Source organism: Micromonospora sp. NPDC047740 (assembly GCF_043204735.1).
Classification (GTDB): domain Bacteria; phylum Actinomycetota; class Actinomycetes; order Mycobacteriales; family Micromonosporaceae; genus Micromonospora.
Genome location: NZ_JBIDCT010000022.1, coordinates 77,205 through 95,226 on the forward strand (window position 1 = coordinate 77,205; position 18,022 = coordinate 95,226).

15 protein-coding genes are annotated in these 18,022 nt (G+C 70.6%); 12 read left to right on the top strand and 3 right to left on the bottom strand.

What is annotated here, in order from left to right; all coding sequences use genetic code 11:
- Nucleotides 1-3: 3 nt before the first annotated feature.
- The 11 genes from ACGF4F_RS31480 to ACGF4F_RS31530 all read left to right on the top strand — a co-directional run bounded on the left by ACGF4F_RS31480 (nucleotide 4) and on the right by ACGF4F_RS31530 (nucleotide 13,828).
- Nucleotides 4-921: a conjugal transfer protein TrbL family protein gene (locus ACGF4F_RS31480; RefSeq protein WP_393083100.1), complete on the top strand. Its 918-nt coding sequence runs from the start codon at nucleotides 4-6 to the stop codon at nucleotides 919-921.
- Complete coding sequence (locus ACGF4F_RS31485; protein WP_393083103.1) at nucleotides 918-1,808, top strand: PrgI family protein; 891 nt, start codon at nucleotides 918-920, stop codon at nucleotides 1,806-1,808. The genes ACGF4F_RS31480 and ACGF4F_RS31485 overlap by 4 nt, the downstream gene beginning before the upstream one ends.
- Complete coding sequence (locus ACGF4F_RS31490) at nucleotides 1,805-3,553, top strand: VirB4 family type IV secretion system protein (RefSeq protein WP_393083106.1); 1,749 nt, start codon at nucleotides 1,805-1,807, stop codon at nucleotides 3,551-3,553. Before ACGF4F_RS31485 ends, ACGF4F_RS31490 begins: the two co-directional genes overlap by 4 nt.
- On the top strand, nucleotides 3,553-6,009 hold the full coding sequence (locus ACGF4F_RS31495; RefSeq protein ID WP_393083109.1) for a helicase HerA domain-containing protein: 2,457 nt from the start codon (nucleotides 3,553-3,555) through the stop codon (nucleotides 6,007-6,009). The genes ACGF4F_RS31490 and ACGF4F_RS31495 overlap by 1 nt, the downstream gene beginning before the upstream one ends.
- Nucleotides 6,010-6,213: 204 nt before the next feature.
- On the top strand, nucleotides 6,214-7,065 hold the full coding sequence (locus ACGF4F_RS31500) for a replication-relaxation family protein (RefSeq protein WP_393083112.1): 852 nt from the start codon (nucleotides 6,214-6,216) through the stop codon (nucleotides 7,063-7,065).
- Nucleotides 7,066-7,360: 295 nt separating this feature from the next.
- The gene (locus tag ACGF4F_RS31505) at nucleotides 7,361-8,062 is read left to right on the top strand and encodes a hypothetical protein (RefSeq protein WP_393083115.1); all 702 of its coding nucleotides are present in this window, start codon (nucleotides 7,361-7,363) and stop codon (nucleotides 8,060-8,062) included.
- An 83-nt stretch (nucleotides 8,063-8,145) separates the two neighbouring features.
- On the top strand, nucleotides 8,146-8,877 hold the full coding sequence (locus tag ACGF4F_RS31510; RefSeq protein WP_393083117.1) for a hypothetical protein: 732 nt from the start codon (nucleotides 8,146-8,148) through the stop codon (nucleotides 8,875-8,877).
- Between the two features lie 169 nt (nucleotides 8,878-9,046).
- Nucleotides 9,047-10,264, top strand: coding sequence for a helix-turn-helix domain-containing protein (locus tag ACGF4F_RS31515; RefSeq protein ID WP_393083119.1), 1,218 nt, complete (start codon nucleotides 9,047-9,049; stop codon nucleotides 10,262-10,264).
- A gap of 76 nt (nucleotides 10,265-10,340) precedes the next feature.
- On the top strand, nucleotides 10,341-11,330 hold the full coding sequence (locus ACGF4F_RS31520; RefSeq protein WP_393083122.1) for a DUF932 domain-containing protein: 990 nt from the start codon (nucleotides 10,341-10,343) through the stop codon (nucleotides 11,328-11,330).
- 324 nt (nucleotides 11,331-11,654) lie between these two features.
- Nucleotides 11,655-12,686, top strand: coding sequence for a C40 family peptidase (locus ACGF4F_RS31525; protein ID WP_393083125.1), 1,032 nt, complete (start codon nucleotides 11,655-11,657; stop codon nucleotides 12,684-12,686).
- 578 nt (nucleotides 12,687-13,264) lie between these two features.
- Nucleotides 13,265-13,828, top strand: a complete 564-nt coding sequence (locus ACGF4F_RS31530) for a helix-turn-helix domain-containing protein (protein ID WP_393083128.1) — start codon at nucleotides 13,265-13,267, stop codon at nucleotides 13,826-13,828.
- An 806-nt stretch (nucleotides 13,829-14,634) separates the two neighbouring features.
- Here ACGF4F_RS31530 and ACGF4F_RS31535 read toward each other — a convergent pair.
- Nucleotides 14,635-14,853, bottom strand: a complete 219-nt coding sequence (locus ACGF4F_RS31535) for a hypothetical protein (protein WP_393083131.1) — start codon at nucleotides 14,851-14,853, stop codon at nucleotides 14,635-14,637.
- Nucleotides 14,854-15,099 carry a hypothetical protein gene (locus ACGF4F_RS31540; protein ID WP_393083134.1) on the bottom strand — a complete coding sequence of 82 codons (246 nt, stop codon included), beginning with the start codon at nucleotides 15,097-15,099 and terminating at the stop codon, nucleotides 14,854-14,856. It lies immediately after the preceding gene.
- A 386-nt stretch (nucleotides 15,100-15,485) separates the two neighbouring features.
- On the opposite strand from ACGF4F_RS31540, the gene ACGF4F_RS31545 reads away from it, so the two are divergent.
- Nucleotides 15,486-16,259 carry a maleylpyruvate isomerase family mycothiol-dependent enzyme gene (locus ACGF4F_RS31545; protein WP_393083137.1) on the top strand — a complete coding sequence of 258 codons (774 nt, stop codon included), beginning with the start codon at nucleotides 15,486-15,488 and terminating at the stop codon, nucleotides 16,257-16,259.
- 337 nt (nucleotides 16,260-16,596) lie between these two features.
- Here ACGF4F_RS31545 and ACGF4F_RS31550 read toward each other — a convergent pair whose 3' ends face one another.
- Complete coding sequence (locus ACGF4F_RS31550; RefSeq protein WP_393083139.1) at nucleotides 16,597-18,021, bottom strand: bifunctional 2-methylcitrate dehydratase/aconitate hydratase; 1,425 nt, start codon at nucleotides 18,019-18,021, stop codon at nucleotides 16,597-16,599.
- Between the last annotated feature and the right edge of the window lies 1 nt (nucleotide 18,022).

Sequence of the window (18,022 nt, forward strand, 5' to 3'; positions counted from 1 at the left end):
GTGATGGTCGACTGGCTGATGAACGGCCTGGTCAGCTGGCTCGCCGAGAAGGTCACCGACCTTCTCGGCAGCCTGCTGGCCTTCCTGGCCTCCTCCATTTTCGTATCGCCGAACGTCACCGTCCTGCCGCAGGTGACGTCGATCGCCGGCAAGAGCGCGCTGGTCGTCAACGCCTGCTTCATCCTCGCGATCCTCGCCGTGGGTATCGCTGCGATGGTCGGCGACTCGGTCGAGATGCGCTACGGCGTCAAGGACCTGATTCCCCGGCTTGTCGTCGGGTTCGTGCTGTCCGCGTTCGCGGTCCCGCTGACCCGTCTGCTCATCGACGTCGCCAACGCCTTGACGGTGTCGATGGCCGGTACGTCCGCACCGACCAGCGAGGCGGTCACCTTCGTTCGGGCTCGGATCGCCTCGGCGATGACCGACCAGAGCGCCGCGCTCCTGATGGCCATCATCGGACTGCTCATCGTCGTGCTGATGTTCATGCTCGTCGGCACCTGGCTGGTGCGGATCGGGGTGCTGGTCGTCCTGGCCGGCGTCGCGCCGGTGGCCCTCGCGTGCTACGCCACCCCATGGACGCAGGGGGCCGCGCAGTTGTGGTGGCGCACCCTGCTGGGTTGCCTGGCCACGCCCACGCTGCAGGCGGTCGCGTTCTCGGCGGGCATCAACCTGCTGATCGACCCGGAGTCGAACCTGCCGATCCTGCTCGGCCTGCCCGGCTCGGACACCCTCAACCTGCTGCTCGTGATCGTCGTCCTCTGGGTCACGATCAAGATCCCCGGAATGGTGCGCCGGTACGCCAGCCGCGCGGGGTCGCCGAACGCTGGTGGGGTTCTGCTGCGCGCGGTGCTCATCCAGGGCGTCACCCGCCACCTACCGCTCGGCCGGGTCGGGCGTACCGCCGTGCGAGGTGGGCGATGACTTACGAGGACACTCCCCCACGCGCTGTCGTTCCGGCCAACGTCAACGAGGCCGACCGCATCGCTTTCGGGCTGACGTTCCGGCAGCTGGGCATCATCGGCGGTGCCGGCCTAACCGGGTTCGGTCTTTACCGCACGTTCGGGCACCTGCTGCCGGTGGTGGCGTGGATCGTCGCCGGGGTCGTCGTGTTCGCCGTCGCGGTCGTGGTGGCGCTCGGCCGCCGTGACGGCCTACCGCTGGATTTGTGGCTGCGGCACGGGTTCACACTCGCCGGTAGCCCGCGCACGCTCGCGCCGGGTGCGGCTCGCGCCAGCACGGTCGCGGCCGTCGTGGGCAAGCCGAGCGTGCCGGCGCCGCTGCGCTCGCCGGTCACGGCGGTCACACCGGCCGGAGTCCTCACCAGTGAGGGCAGCGACAAGGTCCTGATCGGCTGCGGCACCACGAACATTCACCTGCGCACCGGCAGCGAGCAGGGCGCGTTGCTGGACGGGTTCGGTCGGTTCCTCAACAGCTTGACCGGGCCGGCGCAGATTGTCGTGGCCGCGCAGCGGCACGACCTGACCGTCTACGCGCAAGCGACCGTCGATTACGCGCCGCGCCTGCCGCATCCGGCGTTACGGGCCGCCGCCGACGACTACGCCGAGTTCCTGCTCGACCTCGACAGCGAGCGGGATCCGTTGCGCCGTCAGGTCCTCGCCGTCGTCACCGGCGAGCACGCCGCCGAGGGCGCCGTGCGTGCCCTGTCCGGCCTCGGTGTCGAAGCCGCCGCTCTCGACGGGCCGGCAGTCGCCTCGGCGCTCGCGGGCGCGGTCGATCCGTTCTCCCCACCGGTGCCTGGCCCCCGCGCGGTGCCCGGCATCCCCATCACTCTGCGGAGCACATCGTGAACCTGTTGAAGCCCAAGAAGATCGCGGCGGCCGGGGAGGGCCTGCCCTCCCCCGCTGCTGTGCAGGTCACCTCATCGCACGTGCAGGTCGGCGACGGGTACGCCGCCACCTACGCGGTGTGCGGATACCCGGCCGAGGTTGGCCCTGCCTGGTTGGATCCGCTGCTGTCCTACCCCGGACGGGTCGACGTGGCGGTGCACCTGGACCCCGTTGCGGCGCAGCTGGCCGCGCCGATGCTCAAGCGCCAGCGCGCCCGCCTCGAGTCCTCGCGCCGCTTGGACTCCGACCAGGGGCGGCTGGGTGACCCGATGGTCGAGGCGGCAGCGGCTGACGCCGCCGACCTCGCCGAGCGCGTCGCCCGCGGGGCGGCGAAGCTGTTCGAGGTCGGCATCTATGTCACCATCCACGCCCGTACCCTCGACGAACTTGCCACCGTCACCGCCGGCGTGAAGTCAGCCGCCGCCAGCGTGCTGCTGGACTTGCAGCCGGCGACGTTCCGCCAGCAGCAGGGTTGGATCTCCACGTTGCCGGTCGGTGTGGATCCGCTGCGGATGCGCCGCGTCCTCGACACCACCGCCCTCGCGGCGGCGTTCCCCCTCGCCTCGGCGGACCTCGCCGCCCCCGCACCGGGCACCGTCGCCCCGCCCGAGGGAGTGCTGTATGGGGTCAACACCACCAGCAACGGGGTCGTCATCTGGAACCGGTGGGCGCAGGACAACCACAACAGCGTGGTCCTGGCCCGCTCCGGTGCCGGGAAGTCGTACTTCGTGAAGCTGGAAGTGCTGCGCAACCTCTACCAGGGCACGACCGTCTGCGTGATCGATCCGGAGGACGAGTACGCGCCCCTCGCCCACCACGTCGGCGGCACCGTCGTGCAGCTCGGCCAGCCGGGCGTCAGGGTCAACCCCCTCGATCTGCCCGCCGACAACCGGTCCGACACCCTGACCAGGCGCGGCCTGTACCTGCACACACTCATCTCGGTCATGCTCGGGGCGAACCCACCGCCGGCCGAACGAGCCGCCCTCGATCGGGCCATCACCGCCACCTACCACCGGGCCGGGATCAACGGCGACCCGGCCACCTGGACCAAACCCGCCCCGCTGCTGCGGGACCTCGCCGAAGTGCTCGCCGCGGACGGCGACCCAGCCGCCGGGCAGTTGGCCGCGCGGCTCGCCCCCTGGACGGTCGGGAACTTCGCCGGCCTGTTCGACGGGCCGACCACCACCACCCCGCGCGGGCATTTGGTGGTGTGGTCGTTGCGGCACCTGCCGGACGAGCTGCGCACCGTGGGCACGCTGCTGGCCCTGGATTCGATCTGGTCGGGCATCGACAGCCCTGCCACGGGCGCCCGCCGTAGGCGGCAGCTCGTCGTGGTCGACGAAGCGTGGCTGCTGATGCGCGACGGCGAAGGCGCACGGTTCCTGTTCCGGATGGCGAAGGCCGCCCGGAAGCGGTCCGCCGGGTTGTGCGTGATCACCCAGGACGCGGCCGACGTGCTGTCGACCGACCTCGGCCTCGCCGTGGTGTCCAACGCTGCGACCCAGGTGCTGATGCGGCAGAGCACGCAGTCCATCGACGCGGTGTCCGAGGCGTTCAGCCTGACCGCCGGCCAGGCGCGGCTGCTGCTGTCGGCACCCAGGGGTGAGGGGCTGCTCGTCGCCGGCCGTAGCCGGATTCCGTTCCGCGCCCTCGGGTCGGCCGCCGAACACAAGATCGCCGTGACTGGCATCGGGGAGGTGCAGTGATGACCACCTCGACCTGGCCTCAAGAGGTCTGGCACTGGATCATCGCCCGGCCGTGGCTCGGCGTCATCGCCGCCGCCACGATCGTCGGCACGGTGTTCGCCCATGATCAGCTGCTCGCCTGGCGGCACAGGCGGTTCGCGGCCGGCGCGCGGTGGCTGACCATCGCCACCCCTCCAGAGGTCACCGAGGGGGCCGCCGCCGCGTTCTGGGCCACCCTCGTCGGCGTGCTGACACCGTCGCGGTGGCAACAGCGCGTGTTCGGCTACCCGCACGTCGGGTGGGAGTACACGTGGACCGGCCGTGCCCTGACCATCCAGGTCTGGGTGCCCGGAACCGTGCCGCCCGGCGCGGTCGAAGCCGCCGTCCGCGCGGCCTGGCCCGCCGCGACGATGACGACCACCGACGCCGGCGCGCCGATCCTGGTTGAGGTCGGTGAGGAGGTGGGCGGGGCGCACTGGCCACAGCACACCGACGGGCTGCCGCTGCGCAGCGAGCACGACTCGGATCCGCTGCGGGCGCTGCTCGCCGCCGGGGCCGAGGTCCGGAACCGCGAACACGCGTGCGTGCAGATCCTCGCCCGCCCGGCACCCGCCTGCCGCGTGCGAGCCGCCAGACGGGCAGCAGCGGCCACCAGTAACCATCCCCACGGGCGGCCCGATGTGGCCGCCCGCGTCGTTTCCGGCGCGGCGCGGCTGGCCATCGAGCCCCTGCTGTGGCTGTTGGATGTGTTCACGCCCGGCTCGTCGCGGCCGCGCACTGCGGCGGCAGTGGGGCGTGCGGTCGAGCGGGATCCGGTGGCGACCGCGGATGCCCGCACGATCGTGGACAAGGCCGTGCGGGTGCCGCACTTCGAGATCGCGGTCCGGTTCGCCGTGGCCGCCGACGCGGACAAGACACCGGACACGCTACGGGCCAGGCAGATCCGCGGACGGCTCGTCGAGCTTCGGCACACCATCGCCTCGGCCGCCGCGGCATACACCGGCCCGAACCGGCTACGGCGCATGAAGATGCCACAGCCGGTCGCCACCCTCGCCGGGCGCAGGCTGCGGCGCGGCTTCCTGGCCACCGTGCCGGAACTCGCGGCCCTCGCCGCGCTGCCGCAAGACCTCGCCGTGCCGGGCCTCGACCGAGCTCGGGCCAAGGCGGTGCCGGCGCCGGTGCAGGTGCCCTCCGGCGGCCGGGGCGTGAAGGTGCTGGGCCGGTCGCAGATCGGCCACCACAGCGTCGGCCTGACCGTCACCGACGCCCGCCAGCACGTGCACGTGGTCGGCAAGACCGGCGTCGGCAAGAGCACGCTGCTGCTGAACATGATCCTCGGCGACATCAAAGCCGGACGCGGGACGGTGGTCATCGACCCGCGCGGTGACCTGATCACCGACATCCTCGACCGGCTCCCGGTGTCGTACGCCCGTAAGGTCGTGATCATCGACCCGGACCAGAAGAACCCGGGCTGTTTCAACCCCCTCGACGATCAGGGCGATCCGCATCTGGCGGTGGACAACCTGGTGGGGATTTTCGCGAAGATCTTCCAAGGTCAGTGGGGACCGCGGATGGACGACACCATGCGGGTGGCCTGCCTGACGCTGATGCGGCACGCCAAGCCGACCCTGAGCCTGGTCCCGTCGCTGCTCCAGGACCGGACGTTCCGGGCCCGATTCACGCACGGCCTGGACGACCCGGACGGGCTCGGTGGGTTCTGGGTCTGGTACGACGGCATCAACGAGCAGTTCCGCGGGCAGGTCATCGCCCCAGTGCTGGCGCGGTTGCGCGCTTTCCTCTTGCGTGACTTCGTCAAGAGCGTGATCGGTAACGCGCACAGCTCGTTCGACATGGGCAAGGTGCTCGACGGCGGAGTGCTGCTGTGCCGGCTGCCGAAGGGAATCCTCGGCGAGGAGACCAGCCGCATCCTCGGCTCAATGATCGTCGCCCGGGTGTGGCAGGCCGCCATCGCCCGGGCCGCTATCCCCGAGGACCAGCGGAAAGACGCCTGCCTTTACGTGGATGAGTGCCAGAACTTCCTGACGCTGCCCGGCAGTGTCGGGGACATGCTGGCCGAGGCGCGTGGGTTCCGGCTCGGGCTCGTGCTGGCGCACCAGGACTTGGCGCAACTGCCCAAGGACGTCGCCGCGGCGGTGTCGGCCAACGCGCGGTCGAAGCTGTTCTTCACCGTCGACCCGGCCGACGCCAGGGAGTTGTCCCGGCACACCAAACCCGAGCTGGACGAGCACGACCTCGCCCACCTCGACGTGTACACCGCTGCCGCCCGGCTGTTGGTCGGCAACCGGGAACTGCCCGGGTTCACGTTCGTGACCAACCCGCCGGCGCCGGTGGTGGGTGAGGCGACCGCGATCCGGCAGGAGTGCGCCGCCGCCCACAGCTGCACCGACGGCGAGCCGCCGCTGCAGCAGCTCGCCCGCACGGCGATGAAGCGGCGAATGAACTCCCGCGACCGCTGACCCGCTCGCTCGCTCGGGGGCTCGGCTGGGTGCGGCATCGGGGGCTCGTTTGGGGGTGTCCGCGACACGAGACCCCACACGAGTCCCCTCCGCCCGGCCTGTCAGGTGCCTGACCTGCCCAAACCCGCCCGATAACAGCGTCACGTGCAAGATCAACTCAGCCAGACTCCCTACGGGATTCTCTCTCCAGGGGTGAACACACCTATGCCGCTATCGCGCTCTGCTGGCCTGCTGGCCATCTATCCCCACATCACCAGCCGTGACCGCCTGCTGCTTCAGCTGCTCGACGACCACCAGGTCCTCACCACCGACCAGATCCACCGCATGCTGTTCCACGCCCGCCGGACCTGTCAGATCCGGCTCGGTGAGCTGGCCGCCCTGGGCCTGCTGGACCGGTTCCGGTTCGCCCGCGACGGCGGCGGCAGCCAACCGTGGCACTGGACCCTCGGCCACAACGGACACCGGTTCCAAGCCGCCGCCCACAACCGCCCCGAGCCCACCGACCGGGCGAGCCGCCAGACCGTGCAGCGGCTGTCGGCCAACCCGCACCTGGCACACCTGCTCACCGTCAACGAATTCTTCGTCCGGCTCACCTCGCACGCCCGCCAGCACGACGAAGCCCGACTGGACCGGTGGTGGTCCGAGGCGACCACCACCAAGCAGTTCCGGACCATCACCGCCGACGGCCACGGCTTGTGGAGCATCGGCGACACCAGCGCGGGGTTCTGGTTGGAGGCCGACACCGGCACCGAGCCCCTGGGCCGGGTGGTCGCCAAGCTCGACCGGTACGCCCCACTCCCCCACCGCGGCGGGCCCCGCTACCCGGTGCTGTTCTGGCTACCCAACGCCGAACGCGAAGAACACCTGCATCGACTGCTCCGTAGCGCAGCGGCGGACGTGCCAGCAGTCACCGCGACCCAGCAGACCGAGCCGGCCGAGGCGGTCTGGCTGCCCAGCGGCGGCATCCAGCGGGTCCGGCTGGTCGACCTGCCCAGCGACCACGGACGGGCCGTGGCGGACAACCCGAACTTCATCGACGGCATCTTCACGATCTGACAAACCCTGACCGGCACCGCCCCCGATCCTGACAACGCAGGTCACGGGCATGATCACCATTCCTGACAGGGCCGGCGCTGTCAGGTCACGAAGCTACGGTGCTCGGCAGTTTCTCTTCTGCTCGCACCGCCGCCCGTCTGTCCTCTCTCGGATCTGCCCGCGCCAGCGGGACCACCCGCCCACCGTCCGGTCGGCTCGTGACTCCCCGCCCCGCGCCCTCTCTCCGGCAGCTTCCCGGCCCAGACGCCGCGCCCGGTGACACCCCCTCGTCCGCTTCCTCGCGAAGGGATCCCCCATGCCCGCCAACCATCCGATGACCGTCCGCGTCGTCACCGTCTGCTTCGCCCCCGGCGAGGACGCAGACTGGTTCGCCGCCAGCGAGAAGGTCAACGACCTTCTCCACACCGACGGCATCCCGGCCCGCCGCTACCACGTACGCCACCGTCGCCTGCTCGGCTGGTTCACCCGCTGGTTCGGCTACTTCCTGCTCGAGGCAGCCCGCCGCTTCGGCGCGATCACCGTGGCCGCCGGCGGCCGCAAGAGTCGACTCGACCTCACCGGCACCGCAGCCCGCGCCGCCACCAGGGCAAGCCTGCGGTGGCGGGCGTGGAACGCCCACATCGCCCACACCACCCGGCCAGCCCGCCCCTGGGAAGACTTCCTCGCCCAACACCACGCCGACCCACGGAAGGTCCCCCTGACCGAGGCGCGTCGCCGCTTCGAGCAGCAACCCCGGGTGCTCGCCATGCTCGGCTACGCCGACGGCCACACCTTCGACCCCTACGAACTGTCCCTCTACCAGGCCGGCGAAGTCACCTACGTCGGTCTCTACTGGCGCATCGCCCTCATCGGCGACGCGCTGATCACCACCGACGGGCAACTCCTCATGCCCGCCACCACCTCGATGGCCGACCGGCTCCGGTTCCTCAACGCCGCGTGCGCCTACCTGCGCAGCCTGCGCCGCAACGCGCGAGTATGCGCGGTCGCCATCGCCTGACACCCACACCCGAAGGCCGGTCGCAGCCCCGCTGCGACCGGCCTTCGCCATACCCACCCCCACCAAGCGAAGGAGGACTCCTCGTGTTCCTGTCCGATCCCGCGCTGCGACGCATCGCCGCCGAAACCAACGACGTACACCGAGAACATCTGTGGCGCCACGACACCGCCGCCCTCGACCCCCTCAGCGACCTCGCCCGCCTACTCCACAAGATCACCCTCGGGTTCAACGACAACACCGCCACCCTCGACAAGGCCCTCGCCCGACTGGTCGAACAGACCGAGGCCGCGCAGCGGCAGCTTGCCCCCCACGCGGACCTGCACACCCCCAGCCACGCCCAAGCCCTGACCGACGTGCTCGCCGCCAGCGAACGCCACGCCGCCCTCGCAGACATGCTCGTCAACGCCTACCGGGCCTGGCGCAACCACCACCGCAGCGGTGACAGCGACGAGCGGTACGTACTGCTGCAGCCCGGCGACCCCACCTACGGCGTTGCCACGCTGCGCCGGCACGCGCCGGACGCCTGGCTGGTACTCCCCGACCCGGAGGCCGCCAACGCTTTCGACGTGCCCTACCCGTGCCGCGTCGTCGGCGAGGTCTGCCAGACCGACGACGGGTGGGCGCCCGTCGCATGTACCAACCCGGAGCACCGCGACACCCAGCCCGCCATCACCTACCACCTGCCGACCTGCAACGACCTCCCGGCCGCATGCCGGTCGCTGCTGCGGTGGTGGCACCTGCGGCACTCGGCCGCCTGGGCAAACCGCACTCCCGCCCAGCTGACCCCGGCCGAAGCCGCCGGCCTCTCCGCCTAAGGACGGCCCCTGTCCGGCACGTATCCGCGAAACCGGAAGCCACCGGCCACCCGTGCCACCACGCATCCCGCGCCTGCCGCGCTGCCGGCGGCCCACGCCCCGGGCGCACCACAGCCCCGGCACAACCGTGCCGCGCTGCCCAACGAGTTCCCGAAGGAGGAACCCATTCATGGATAACCAGTCCCCATCCCTGTCGCCTGCCACGCAGGCGGTCCTCGACGCGCTGACCGCACTCGGCCAGGGCAACGTCCACGAGATGGCCGAAAGGTCGGGCAAGGCTCGCTCCACCACCGACAAGGCCATCAAGACCCTCGCCGACGCCGGCCTGATCGTCGCGGTCGACACCGGCGCGGACCCCGCCGACGGCACCCCCACCAGGTGGAGGCCCGCTACCCCACCGGCCGGCACCGAGCCCCAGCCCGAAGACCAGACCGGCCCCGCCGACGCCGCCCTCAACCCCGATGACCGTGACGACATCGACTCCACCAACGACGGCAGCACGGCCGAGACGGACCACGGCAGCAGGACCGACCACAACCCGGCTGCCGAAGACTCTTCCGGCGACACCTCGCCGCAGACCACGGACCCGGCCGAGAAACCCGCCGACGAGCCCGACCGCGACGGTCACGACGAGTGCACCAGCACGAACAACGCCCCCTCCGTCCAGCCCAGCCGCCCCGGTGACCGCAAGGTCATGGCCATCAAGGGCGTCCTGGCCGACCACGACGACGGCGCAACGCTCGACGTGATCGTGGCCGAGAGCGGCATCGGACACCCCACCGCCGCCCGCCTGCTGACCGCGATGGAACAGGCCGACGCCGCCCGTCGCCTGCCCGGCCTACCGCAGCGATGGGTCGCCGGTCCCACCAAGGCCAGCGAGGTCGACCCGAACCCGCAGCCGCCCCGCTGCCCGCTGTGCTACCAGGTCATCCGCGGGCTGGCGAACACGCCGAGCGCCACAGCGACCGTGCTACCCCTCATCCGACCTGACGGCACTCTGCACGTCGTCGGGCCGGACGGCGAGACCCACGTCATCGCTCTGCCCACCCGCACGACGGGCATCACCAGGAGCGTGGGCCGCCGCAGCGACGCGACCATCAACGCCGACGGCAGCCAACCGTTCGGCCGCGGCGAGCTGGAGAAGCTGACCCTCGACGTCCTGGCCGCCAACCCCGGCAAGGCGATGACCCCGCAGGACATCGCCACCGAGATCGGCGGGCAGCTCGGCCGCACGGTCAGCTCAGGGGCAGTGCGCAACAACTGCACCAAGGCCGCCGCCGCGAGTCGCATCGTCATGGTCTCCGACGCGCCGCTGACCTTCGCCTACCCAACACACGCCGACGCAGGCAGCACAGAGCAAGGCGACAACGCCACCGAGCAGCCCTGATCCCACCCATCCCAAATCCCATCCGGGGGCCGAGCCGCGCGCTTGGCCCCCGCAGCGCATCGAGAGGGAAATCCCCGTGCCGCACGAACTCGAGACATTCACCGACGGAACGACCGCCTTCGCCAGCGCCCGCTTGTCGGCCTGGCACCAACTCGGCACCGTCACCCAGGACACCATGCGGGCCGAAGAGATCATGGCAGCCGCCCGCCTCGGCGACTGGAGCGTACGCACCATCCGCACGGTCGGCATCGACATCGTCGACGGGATCGAGATGCAGATCCCCGCCGACGACAAGCGGATGACCGTACGCCGTAACCCGGTCACCGGCCAGACGGAGTACCTGGGCATCGTCGGCACCGACTACACCGTGGTCCAGAACGAGCAATGCGCCGAAATGCTGGACCGCCTCGTGGACCAGGTGGGCGGCGCCCACTTCGAAACCGCCGGCAGCCTGCGCCGCGGCAAGAGCGTGTTCGTGACCATGAAACTGCCCGACGCGATGGAGATCGCCGGGGTGGACCGCATGGACCTCTACCTGATCGGCACGACGTCGCACGACGGCACCGCCGCGCTGCGCGTGGACGCCAGCCCGATCCGGGTCGTATGCGCCAACACCCAACGCGCCGCCTTCCAGCATGCGGTCGGGCACTACACGTTCCGGCACACCTCCAACGTCAACTCCCAGATCAGCCAGGCCCGCGAGGCGCTGGGGCTGATGTGGAAGTACATGGAGACCTTCGAGACGGCCGCCGAGCGGATGCTGCACGCGGAGCTCACCATGCGCGAGTTCGAGAACGTGGTGGCCCAGGTGTGGCCGGTCAAGGACAACGCGTCCGAGAAGACCAAGAACAACGCCAAGCAGCGGCTCGGCACGCTCAAGTACCTGATCCGGGAGGCCGACACCCAGAAGGCCATCGCCGGCAGCCGGTGGGCCGGATTCCAGGCCATCACCGAGTACCTCGACCACTACCAGCCCGCCAAGAACGAAACCGCCCGCGCCAACCGGGTGCTCACCGGCAACGTCGGCGACCTGAAGGTGGCCGCCTTCGACCTGCTGAAGGTCTGACCGCATCCCTCGCTCACCGGCCGGGGCGGCGGTCACCCTGCCGCTGCCCCGCCACCGACGGCAGTCGGTGTGCGGGCGGCCTGCCGCCGCCGCAGAAATCGACAGCCAGCACGACTTCTACGACGCCAGCGTGATCGTCGAGCACCTCCTACGCCAAGCCGCCCACGTACTCCCAACCTCCATCAACTGACCCGACCGCTCAAGGTGGGCCGCCCGCGCGGCGGCCCACGCCCTTTTGTGTTTCACGACCCGAGGAGAGCTATGCACCGCGCGCACCCGCGCGGACACCGGCCCTTTCTGTTTTGAACGGGAGGTAATCACCACATGACCAAGGTCATCATCGGCGTCGTCGCCGTCGTCATCGTCGCGTGCTTCGGCGTGCCCATGCTGCTGTCGGCCGTCATGGGCGGCGGCTCCGGCGGGTGCGGTATCGTCGCCGCTCCCGCCGTGCGCCCCTCCGGGCAGCCACCCGGCACCGGTAGGTGGGACACCGAACAGCTGGAGATCGTCGCCACCATCATCGACGTCGGCGTCGCCAAAGGCACACCCCGCTGGGGCTGGGTCATCGCCGTCGCCACCGCCATGCAGGAATCAGGCCTGCGCAACCTGCCCCACCTCGGCGACAGCAACGACCACGACTCCATCGGGGTGTTCCAGCAGCGCCCAAGCCAGGGCTGGGGCAGCGTCGCGCAGCTGTCCGAGCCCGCCTACCAGGCAGGCAAATTCTTCGACAAGCTCCTCACCATTCCCGGCTGGGAGTCGATGCCCCTCACCCAGGCCGCCCAGGCGGTCCAGGCCTCGGCCTTCCCCGACGCGTACGCCAAGTGGACCGATGACGCTCTGCACCTGGTGGAGCAGCTGACCAGCACCCTCGCGGACTGCGCCACCGACGCGCTCGCCGCCCTCCCGGACGGGTTCACGCTCCCCTCCAACACCCCGCCCGCCGTCACGACCGCCATCTTCTGGGCCGTAAACCAACTCGGCACCCCGTACCACTTCGGCGGATCATGCACCGACCCCCACTCCGGCGACCCCGACAAACAGTGCGACTGCTCGTCCCTCATGCAGTCGGCGTACCGAGCGGCCGGCATCTCGATCCCCCGAGTCACCACCGACCAGGCCAACGCCGGAAAGCCCGTAACCGACCCGGCGCTCCTGCTCCCGGGGGACCTCATCCTCATTCCCGGTAGCCAAGGCACCATGGCCTACCCACGTCACGTCGGCATGTACCTCGGCGAGGGACTTGTCATCCAAGCCCCGAAGACCGGCGACGTCGTGAGGATCACTCGGCTGAGCAGCTGGATCAATCAGATCGCCACACTTCGTCGCATCGTCGCCCCGTCAGATGAGGGCTGATTGAGCGCCGACCTGCGGTGAAGTTCGGTGCGGTGACTCCGGCACCAGGTCGGCGGCCGGGTCCAGCAGTGCGCTCAGCCGCCCCGAACCCGTGCGTCGTCTGGCTCAGCAGCTGATTTGCGGCGCCGATGACGTCCGCCGGCGGTCCCGGCTGAGGTGGCTTGACCCCGGCAACGGATTGAGCGTGGATCAGGCCCGCCGGTGGCTGATCCATCGGCGACAGTCCACAACATCACCAAACGGCCCGACAGGGCCTGCCGACGAAGAGGCGGGTTTCGATGGCTAGTCCTGGGCTGGGCCCACAAGCTCCGCCGTAGACCCCTGCCGTGAGCGATCGCAAGCCCCGCCTCCACCGCCATCCTCAGGTACCCGGTATGCCCGCCGCCGCGGCTGCCAGGAGCAGGCTCTCGCGCCGATCGTCGACAGATTCCCGGGCCGCGGTGAAAAGCGCCGCCGCAACGGACGTTCGCCTACGTATCGCACCGCCGGACCGGAAGTGCCGGCGGTGTCAACCCAGAGATCGGCCCGGGGCGCCACGACAGGCGCCGCGGACCCTGACGGACGGAGATCCGCAAGCCATGAGTCAAGCCGTCAAGGCTGCCCTGATCACCACGAAAGATCTTGGGAAGAACGAGCGAGCGGTGGCCATCGCCATCGCCGCCCACGCCAACCATGAGGGCAACGCCTGGCCATCCGTGGCCACCCTCGCCGAGTACGTCGGCTGCTCCGAGCGCACAGTGCAACGATGCCTGGCCAAGCTCGTGCAACTGGGTCGTCTCGTCGTGTCGAAGGTCGCCGGCATCGCCACCCGCGTCTATCGATTGGTGCACACGGATCGACGGGCCACAGCCGCAGCGGGGGTGACAGAACAACCGGCGGGGGTGACAAATTCGCCTGCCGGGGGTGACAGCCAGAGTGTCACCCGAAGTACGGAAGACCAATTGAAGGGTGACGCGCCCGTGAGCGCTGCGGGGTGGCGGCGGCTTCTGCCGACGAGTCGGCGGGCTCCGGCGCCAGCCGGGACCGACTGGCGGCGCGCGGCCACGCCAAACGCCGGCGGCCGGTGCCAGCGTCCTGGGCATATTGGTCAGCCCGCTGGCCGCTGCGTCCCCTGCCGTTCCGAGGCGATCGAGCGCAGGTGAACGGTTCGACGCCAGCGCGGCATGGACCCGCATCGGAGCCCATGCCGCTGCCACGGCGACCTCACTGTCACAAGCCCACGGCGGCAGGACGCCCCTGGCTCAGCCGCAATTGCCCCAGCTCTGCTGGCCGGCCGGGTACACCGACGTCACGCTGCGCCAGCGCGTCCGCGTCTCGATCGGTGGCTGGCGGATGGCGCACTCACCGACGTCGCCAGCGGCGCCGTCTTCTCCCGGCGGACAACCTCCTTATGGATCCTGGCCGGTGTGGACGTCTGACCGAGGTGGACGGGGGGGTGGTCTGCTTCGGCGACTCCATCACCGACGGCACCGGCTCCACCCCGACGCCGACCGCCGTTGGCCCGACCGGCTCGCCGCCCGGATGCTGGCCGGCCCGCCCGAGGAACGGTTCGGGGTGCTCAACGCCGGCATCGGCGGAAACCGGCTGCTGCTCGACGCCGGCAACCCGGGACAGGGCGTGAACGCGCTGGCTCGTCTGGAGCGCGACGTGCTGGCCCGGACCGGGGTGCGCACCGTCGTGGTGCTCGAAGGAATCAACCACATCCAGCAGGCCCCCTCGGAGTACGACCCGGGGAAGCTGGTCGCCGCGTACCGGCAGATCGCGCTGAGGGCCCACGACCGCGGGCTGCGGGTCGTCGGCGGCAGGATCCTTCCGTTTCAGGGCTGGCACAAGATAGTCGGCCCGGCCAACGCCGGATCCGGGAGACGACGGCCGGGGCACCGGTCCACCCACAAGGGCCTCAGTCACCGGCCGGAACCCTCACTTGGGACCGGCGTGCAGGGCTCCGTCAGTTGTCGGCAGCCCAGAAGCAGACCCGGAATCGTTCGGCATCCATGATGGGGATGGGGTTGCCCGGTTGGGCTTCGATCCGGCGCAGTTCGGCGCGGCCGGTGACACTCACCTGGGCGTGGTAGCGGCCCGGTGGCCCAAGGGTCAGGATCGGGCTGGCTTTGAACTCCAACATGCCGGAGACGTGCACGGTTCCGTCGCTCAGTGCCAGGGTCACCTACTGCTGAGCGTCCACGTCCTGGCCGTCGTCGGGTGGGGCGGCGGCCCATGACTCGAGCACGACCCGGGCCAGGTGAAGGGAATCCGACGCGCTCATCAGGTACAGGATGTCATCGCCGGCGACGCAGAGCGGCACCTCGCCGGCGTAGGGGTCGTCCAGAAAATCGGCGGCCGCACCCGCCACGATGATGAAGCCGTGCTCTGGCGGTAGCAGGGCCTCGACGCTGCCCAGTGGTTCAGTCATCGCCCCTCGCAGTGGTTGCGGGGCCGGACGAACGCCCGGCCCCGCAATCATAGGTATTTCGTCAGTAGTGGATCTGGACCGAGCCAGACGTCATGGCCGTCAGGCTGACGCCGCCGGGCCGCACACTACTCAGGCCGCTGACATCGGCCAGGGGTGCCATTGCTGGGAGTGACTTCGAAGGTCAAGCAGCGAGTTGGTAGCGGGCCTGGTGGTTGCGCTGGTGCTCTTGGCCCAGATGGTAGGTCCAGTAGCGGTCGAAGTCGCCGTTGGCGAGCAGTGCGCGGAATTTCAGGACGGCTTCGGCTCCGGCGCTCCGCCCGGCTGTCGACGCGTTCGTCCGACAAATTCGCTACCCGGCGGCCGGAGCGCAGTGATACACAACCGACGTGCAAAACATTTTGGAGTTCCCCGAGGTCCTGCGGCTGATCGAAGACCGCTCGGACGCGTTCCGCGCCGCGATCGCGTCCGCCCCCGACCTTGACGTCCAGGTCCCGACCTGCCCGGACTGGACGCTGCGCGAACTGGCGCAGCACCTCGGCGACGGCCGCCGCCGCCAGGCCGCCATCATCGCGGCGGGCCCGGACGCCGAGCCCCCGGCGAGGACGGACCCGAAGGGCGCCCCGACCGCGCCCCGCGACCGCGAAGCCCTGGACGCCTGGCTCGCCGAGTCGACCGAGCTCATGCTCGACGCGATGCGCGAGGCCGGCCCGGACCGCGGCTGCTGGACCTGGTGGGGCCGCTCGCAGGCCCCGGAGACCAGCGGAGCCGTGGCCCGGCACCAGATCCAGGAGATCGCCGTCCACACCTACGACGCCCAGCTCACCCAGGGGGCCGCACAGCCACTGCCGACGGACGTCGCGGTCGAGGGCGTCGACGAGTTCCTGACGACCGTCTCGGCGACGACCGTCCCCTGGCCGTTCAAGCCGGCGACCATCGACCTGCACACGACCGAGGGCCTCTCCTGGCGCCTGACCCTCAACGCCGACGGCGTCCGCTGCGACGACCTCGCCGCCGAAGCGGAGCCGGGCGACATGGCGATGCGAGGCGCAGCGAGCGAACTGGTCCTCTACTTCTACGAGCGCGTCCCGCTCGACGGCCTGGAGACCACCGGCGACACCGAGCCGATGGAGCAGCTCGCAGACTGGGACCCGAACGCGTAAAACGCGCACTTAGCGGTGGCAGGACGTTCCGGTCCAGGACCATGCGTGGCGCGATCCGCCGGGCGTCCGCTGGAGTCGGTCCTCATCTGCGCCTCCGCGCCCGGTCCCGGCTCGCGTTACATCGTGATTTGCACACCGACGGTGGCGTGCAACCTCGACTGTCGCACGCCACCGTCGATCGTTTGACCTAGCGGGGTGCCAACCGCCAGGCGCGGGTGATCTCTTGCTCGATGCGGTTGCCGTTGGTGTCCCAGGCCTCCACTCGCACCGAGGCGTACCCGGTCGGGGTGTCGGCCGTGCGCGGCGGAGACGACGACCGCGGCGCGTGGGCACACCGTCAGCGCACGACGAGTAGGTCGAGCAGGTCGTCGGCTGGCGTGTCGAGCAGGCCGCCCCAGTCGGCGAGGCGCTCGGCCACCAGTTCCGCGCGCTCGGCGTCCAGCGCCGCGCGGAGCCCGCGGCGCAGCTTGTCTCGCACCAGCGGCTCGGCCTCGGGCCGGCGTCGCGGGTGGCCGATCGGGATGCGGATCTCCTGCCAGCCGGTGTCGGTGCCGTCGGAGAAGGTGATCCGCAGCGCGTTGGCCACCGCCCGCTCGGCGGGGTCGAGGTAGGCGCGGCTGTACTCCGGGTCCTCGGTGACGATCATCCGCTCCCGTAGCGCGTCCACCCGGGGGTCGGCCGCCGCCTCGTCGGTGTAGTGCTCCTCGTCGAGTCGGCCGTGCAGCAGAGCGATGGCCACCATGTACTGCAGGCAGTGATCCCGGTCGGCCGGGTTGGCCAACGGTCCGGTCTTGTCGATGATCCGGACCGCCGCCTCATGCGTTCGGATCTCGATCCGGTCGATCGCGGTGACCCGGTCGCGTACCGCCGGCGCGATGCGGAAGGCGGCCTCCACCGCGGTCTGGCCGTGGTACTCGGCCGGGAACCACGGCTTGAGCAGCACGTTCTCCATCACGTAGCTGCCCAGCGGCTGCGGCAGGGCGACCTGGTGCCCGCCGAGCAACGAGTCCTGGAACCCCCAGCCCTTCGCAGTCAGCGGGGTACGCGGGCTTTCCGCGCCGCGCAGCGCCAGGTAGGCCAGCCGGACCGCCCGGCTGGCAGCGTCACCGGCCGCCCAGGATTTACGCCAGGTCACGTTCGGCGTGTGCCGGTACGTGCGCAGCGCACCGCCATCGACCCAGGCATGCCCGAGCGCCCGCCGGATGTCCTCCTCGGAACCGCCGAGCAGCCGGGTGGCCACCGCGGCCGAGGCGATCCGGACGTACGCGACGTGGTCCAGCCCGTGCCGGTTGAGCGCGGTGCCGAGGGCCAGCACACCCTGGATCTCGTGCGCCTGGATCATGGCGACCAGCACGTCGCGTACGGTCGGCGGGGTGCCGCCGGCGGCCCGGGCCCGCTGGGCGAGGTGGTCGGCCAGGGGCAGGATGGCGGCCAGGTTGTCCGACGGGTGGCCCCACTCCAGAGCCAGCCAGGTGTCGTTGAAGTCCAGCCAGCGGATCAGCGTGCCGGTGCTGAACGCCGCCTGCACCGGGTCGGTGGCGTAGCCGGTCGCCAGCACCCGGCTGGGGTGCGGCGCGGCGGTCGGAAACAGCGGCTCCGCCGTCCGCTGGCACTCGGCGTCGGCCAGCCCGAGGAAGGCGCAGGCGGTGGCGTCGAGGAAGGACAGGTGGGCGGTTCGCAGGGCTAGCTCGGATTCGATCCGCTCCGGGTGGGCGGCATACTCGGCTATCTGTACCAGAACGTCGTCGTAGGCGGCGGACATC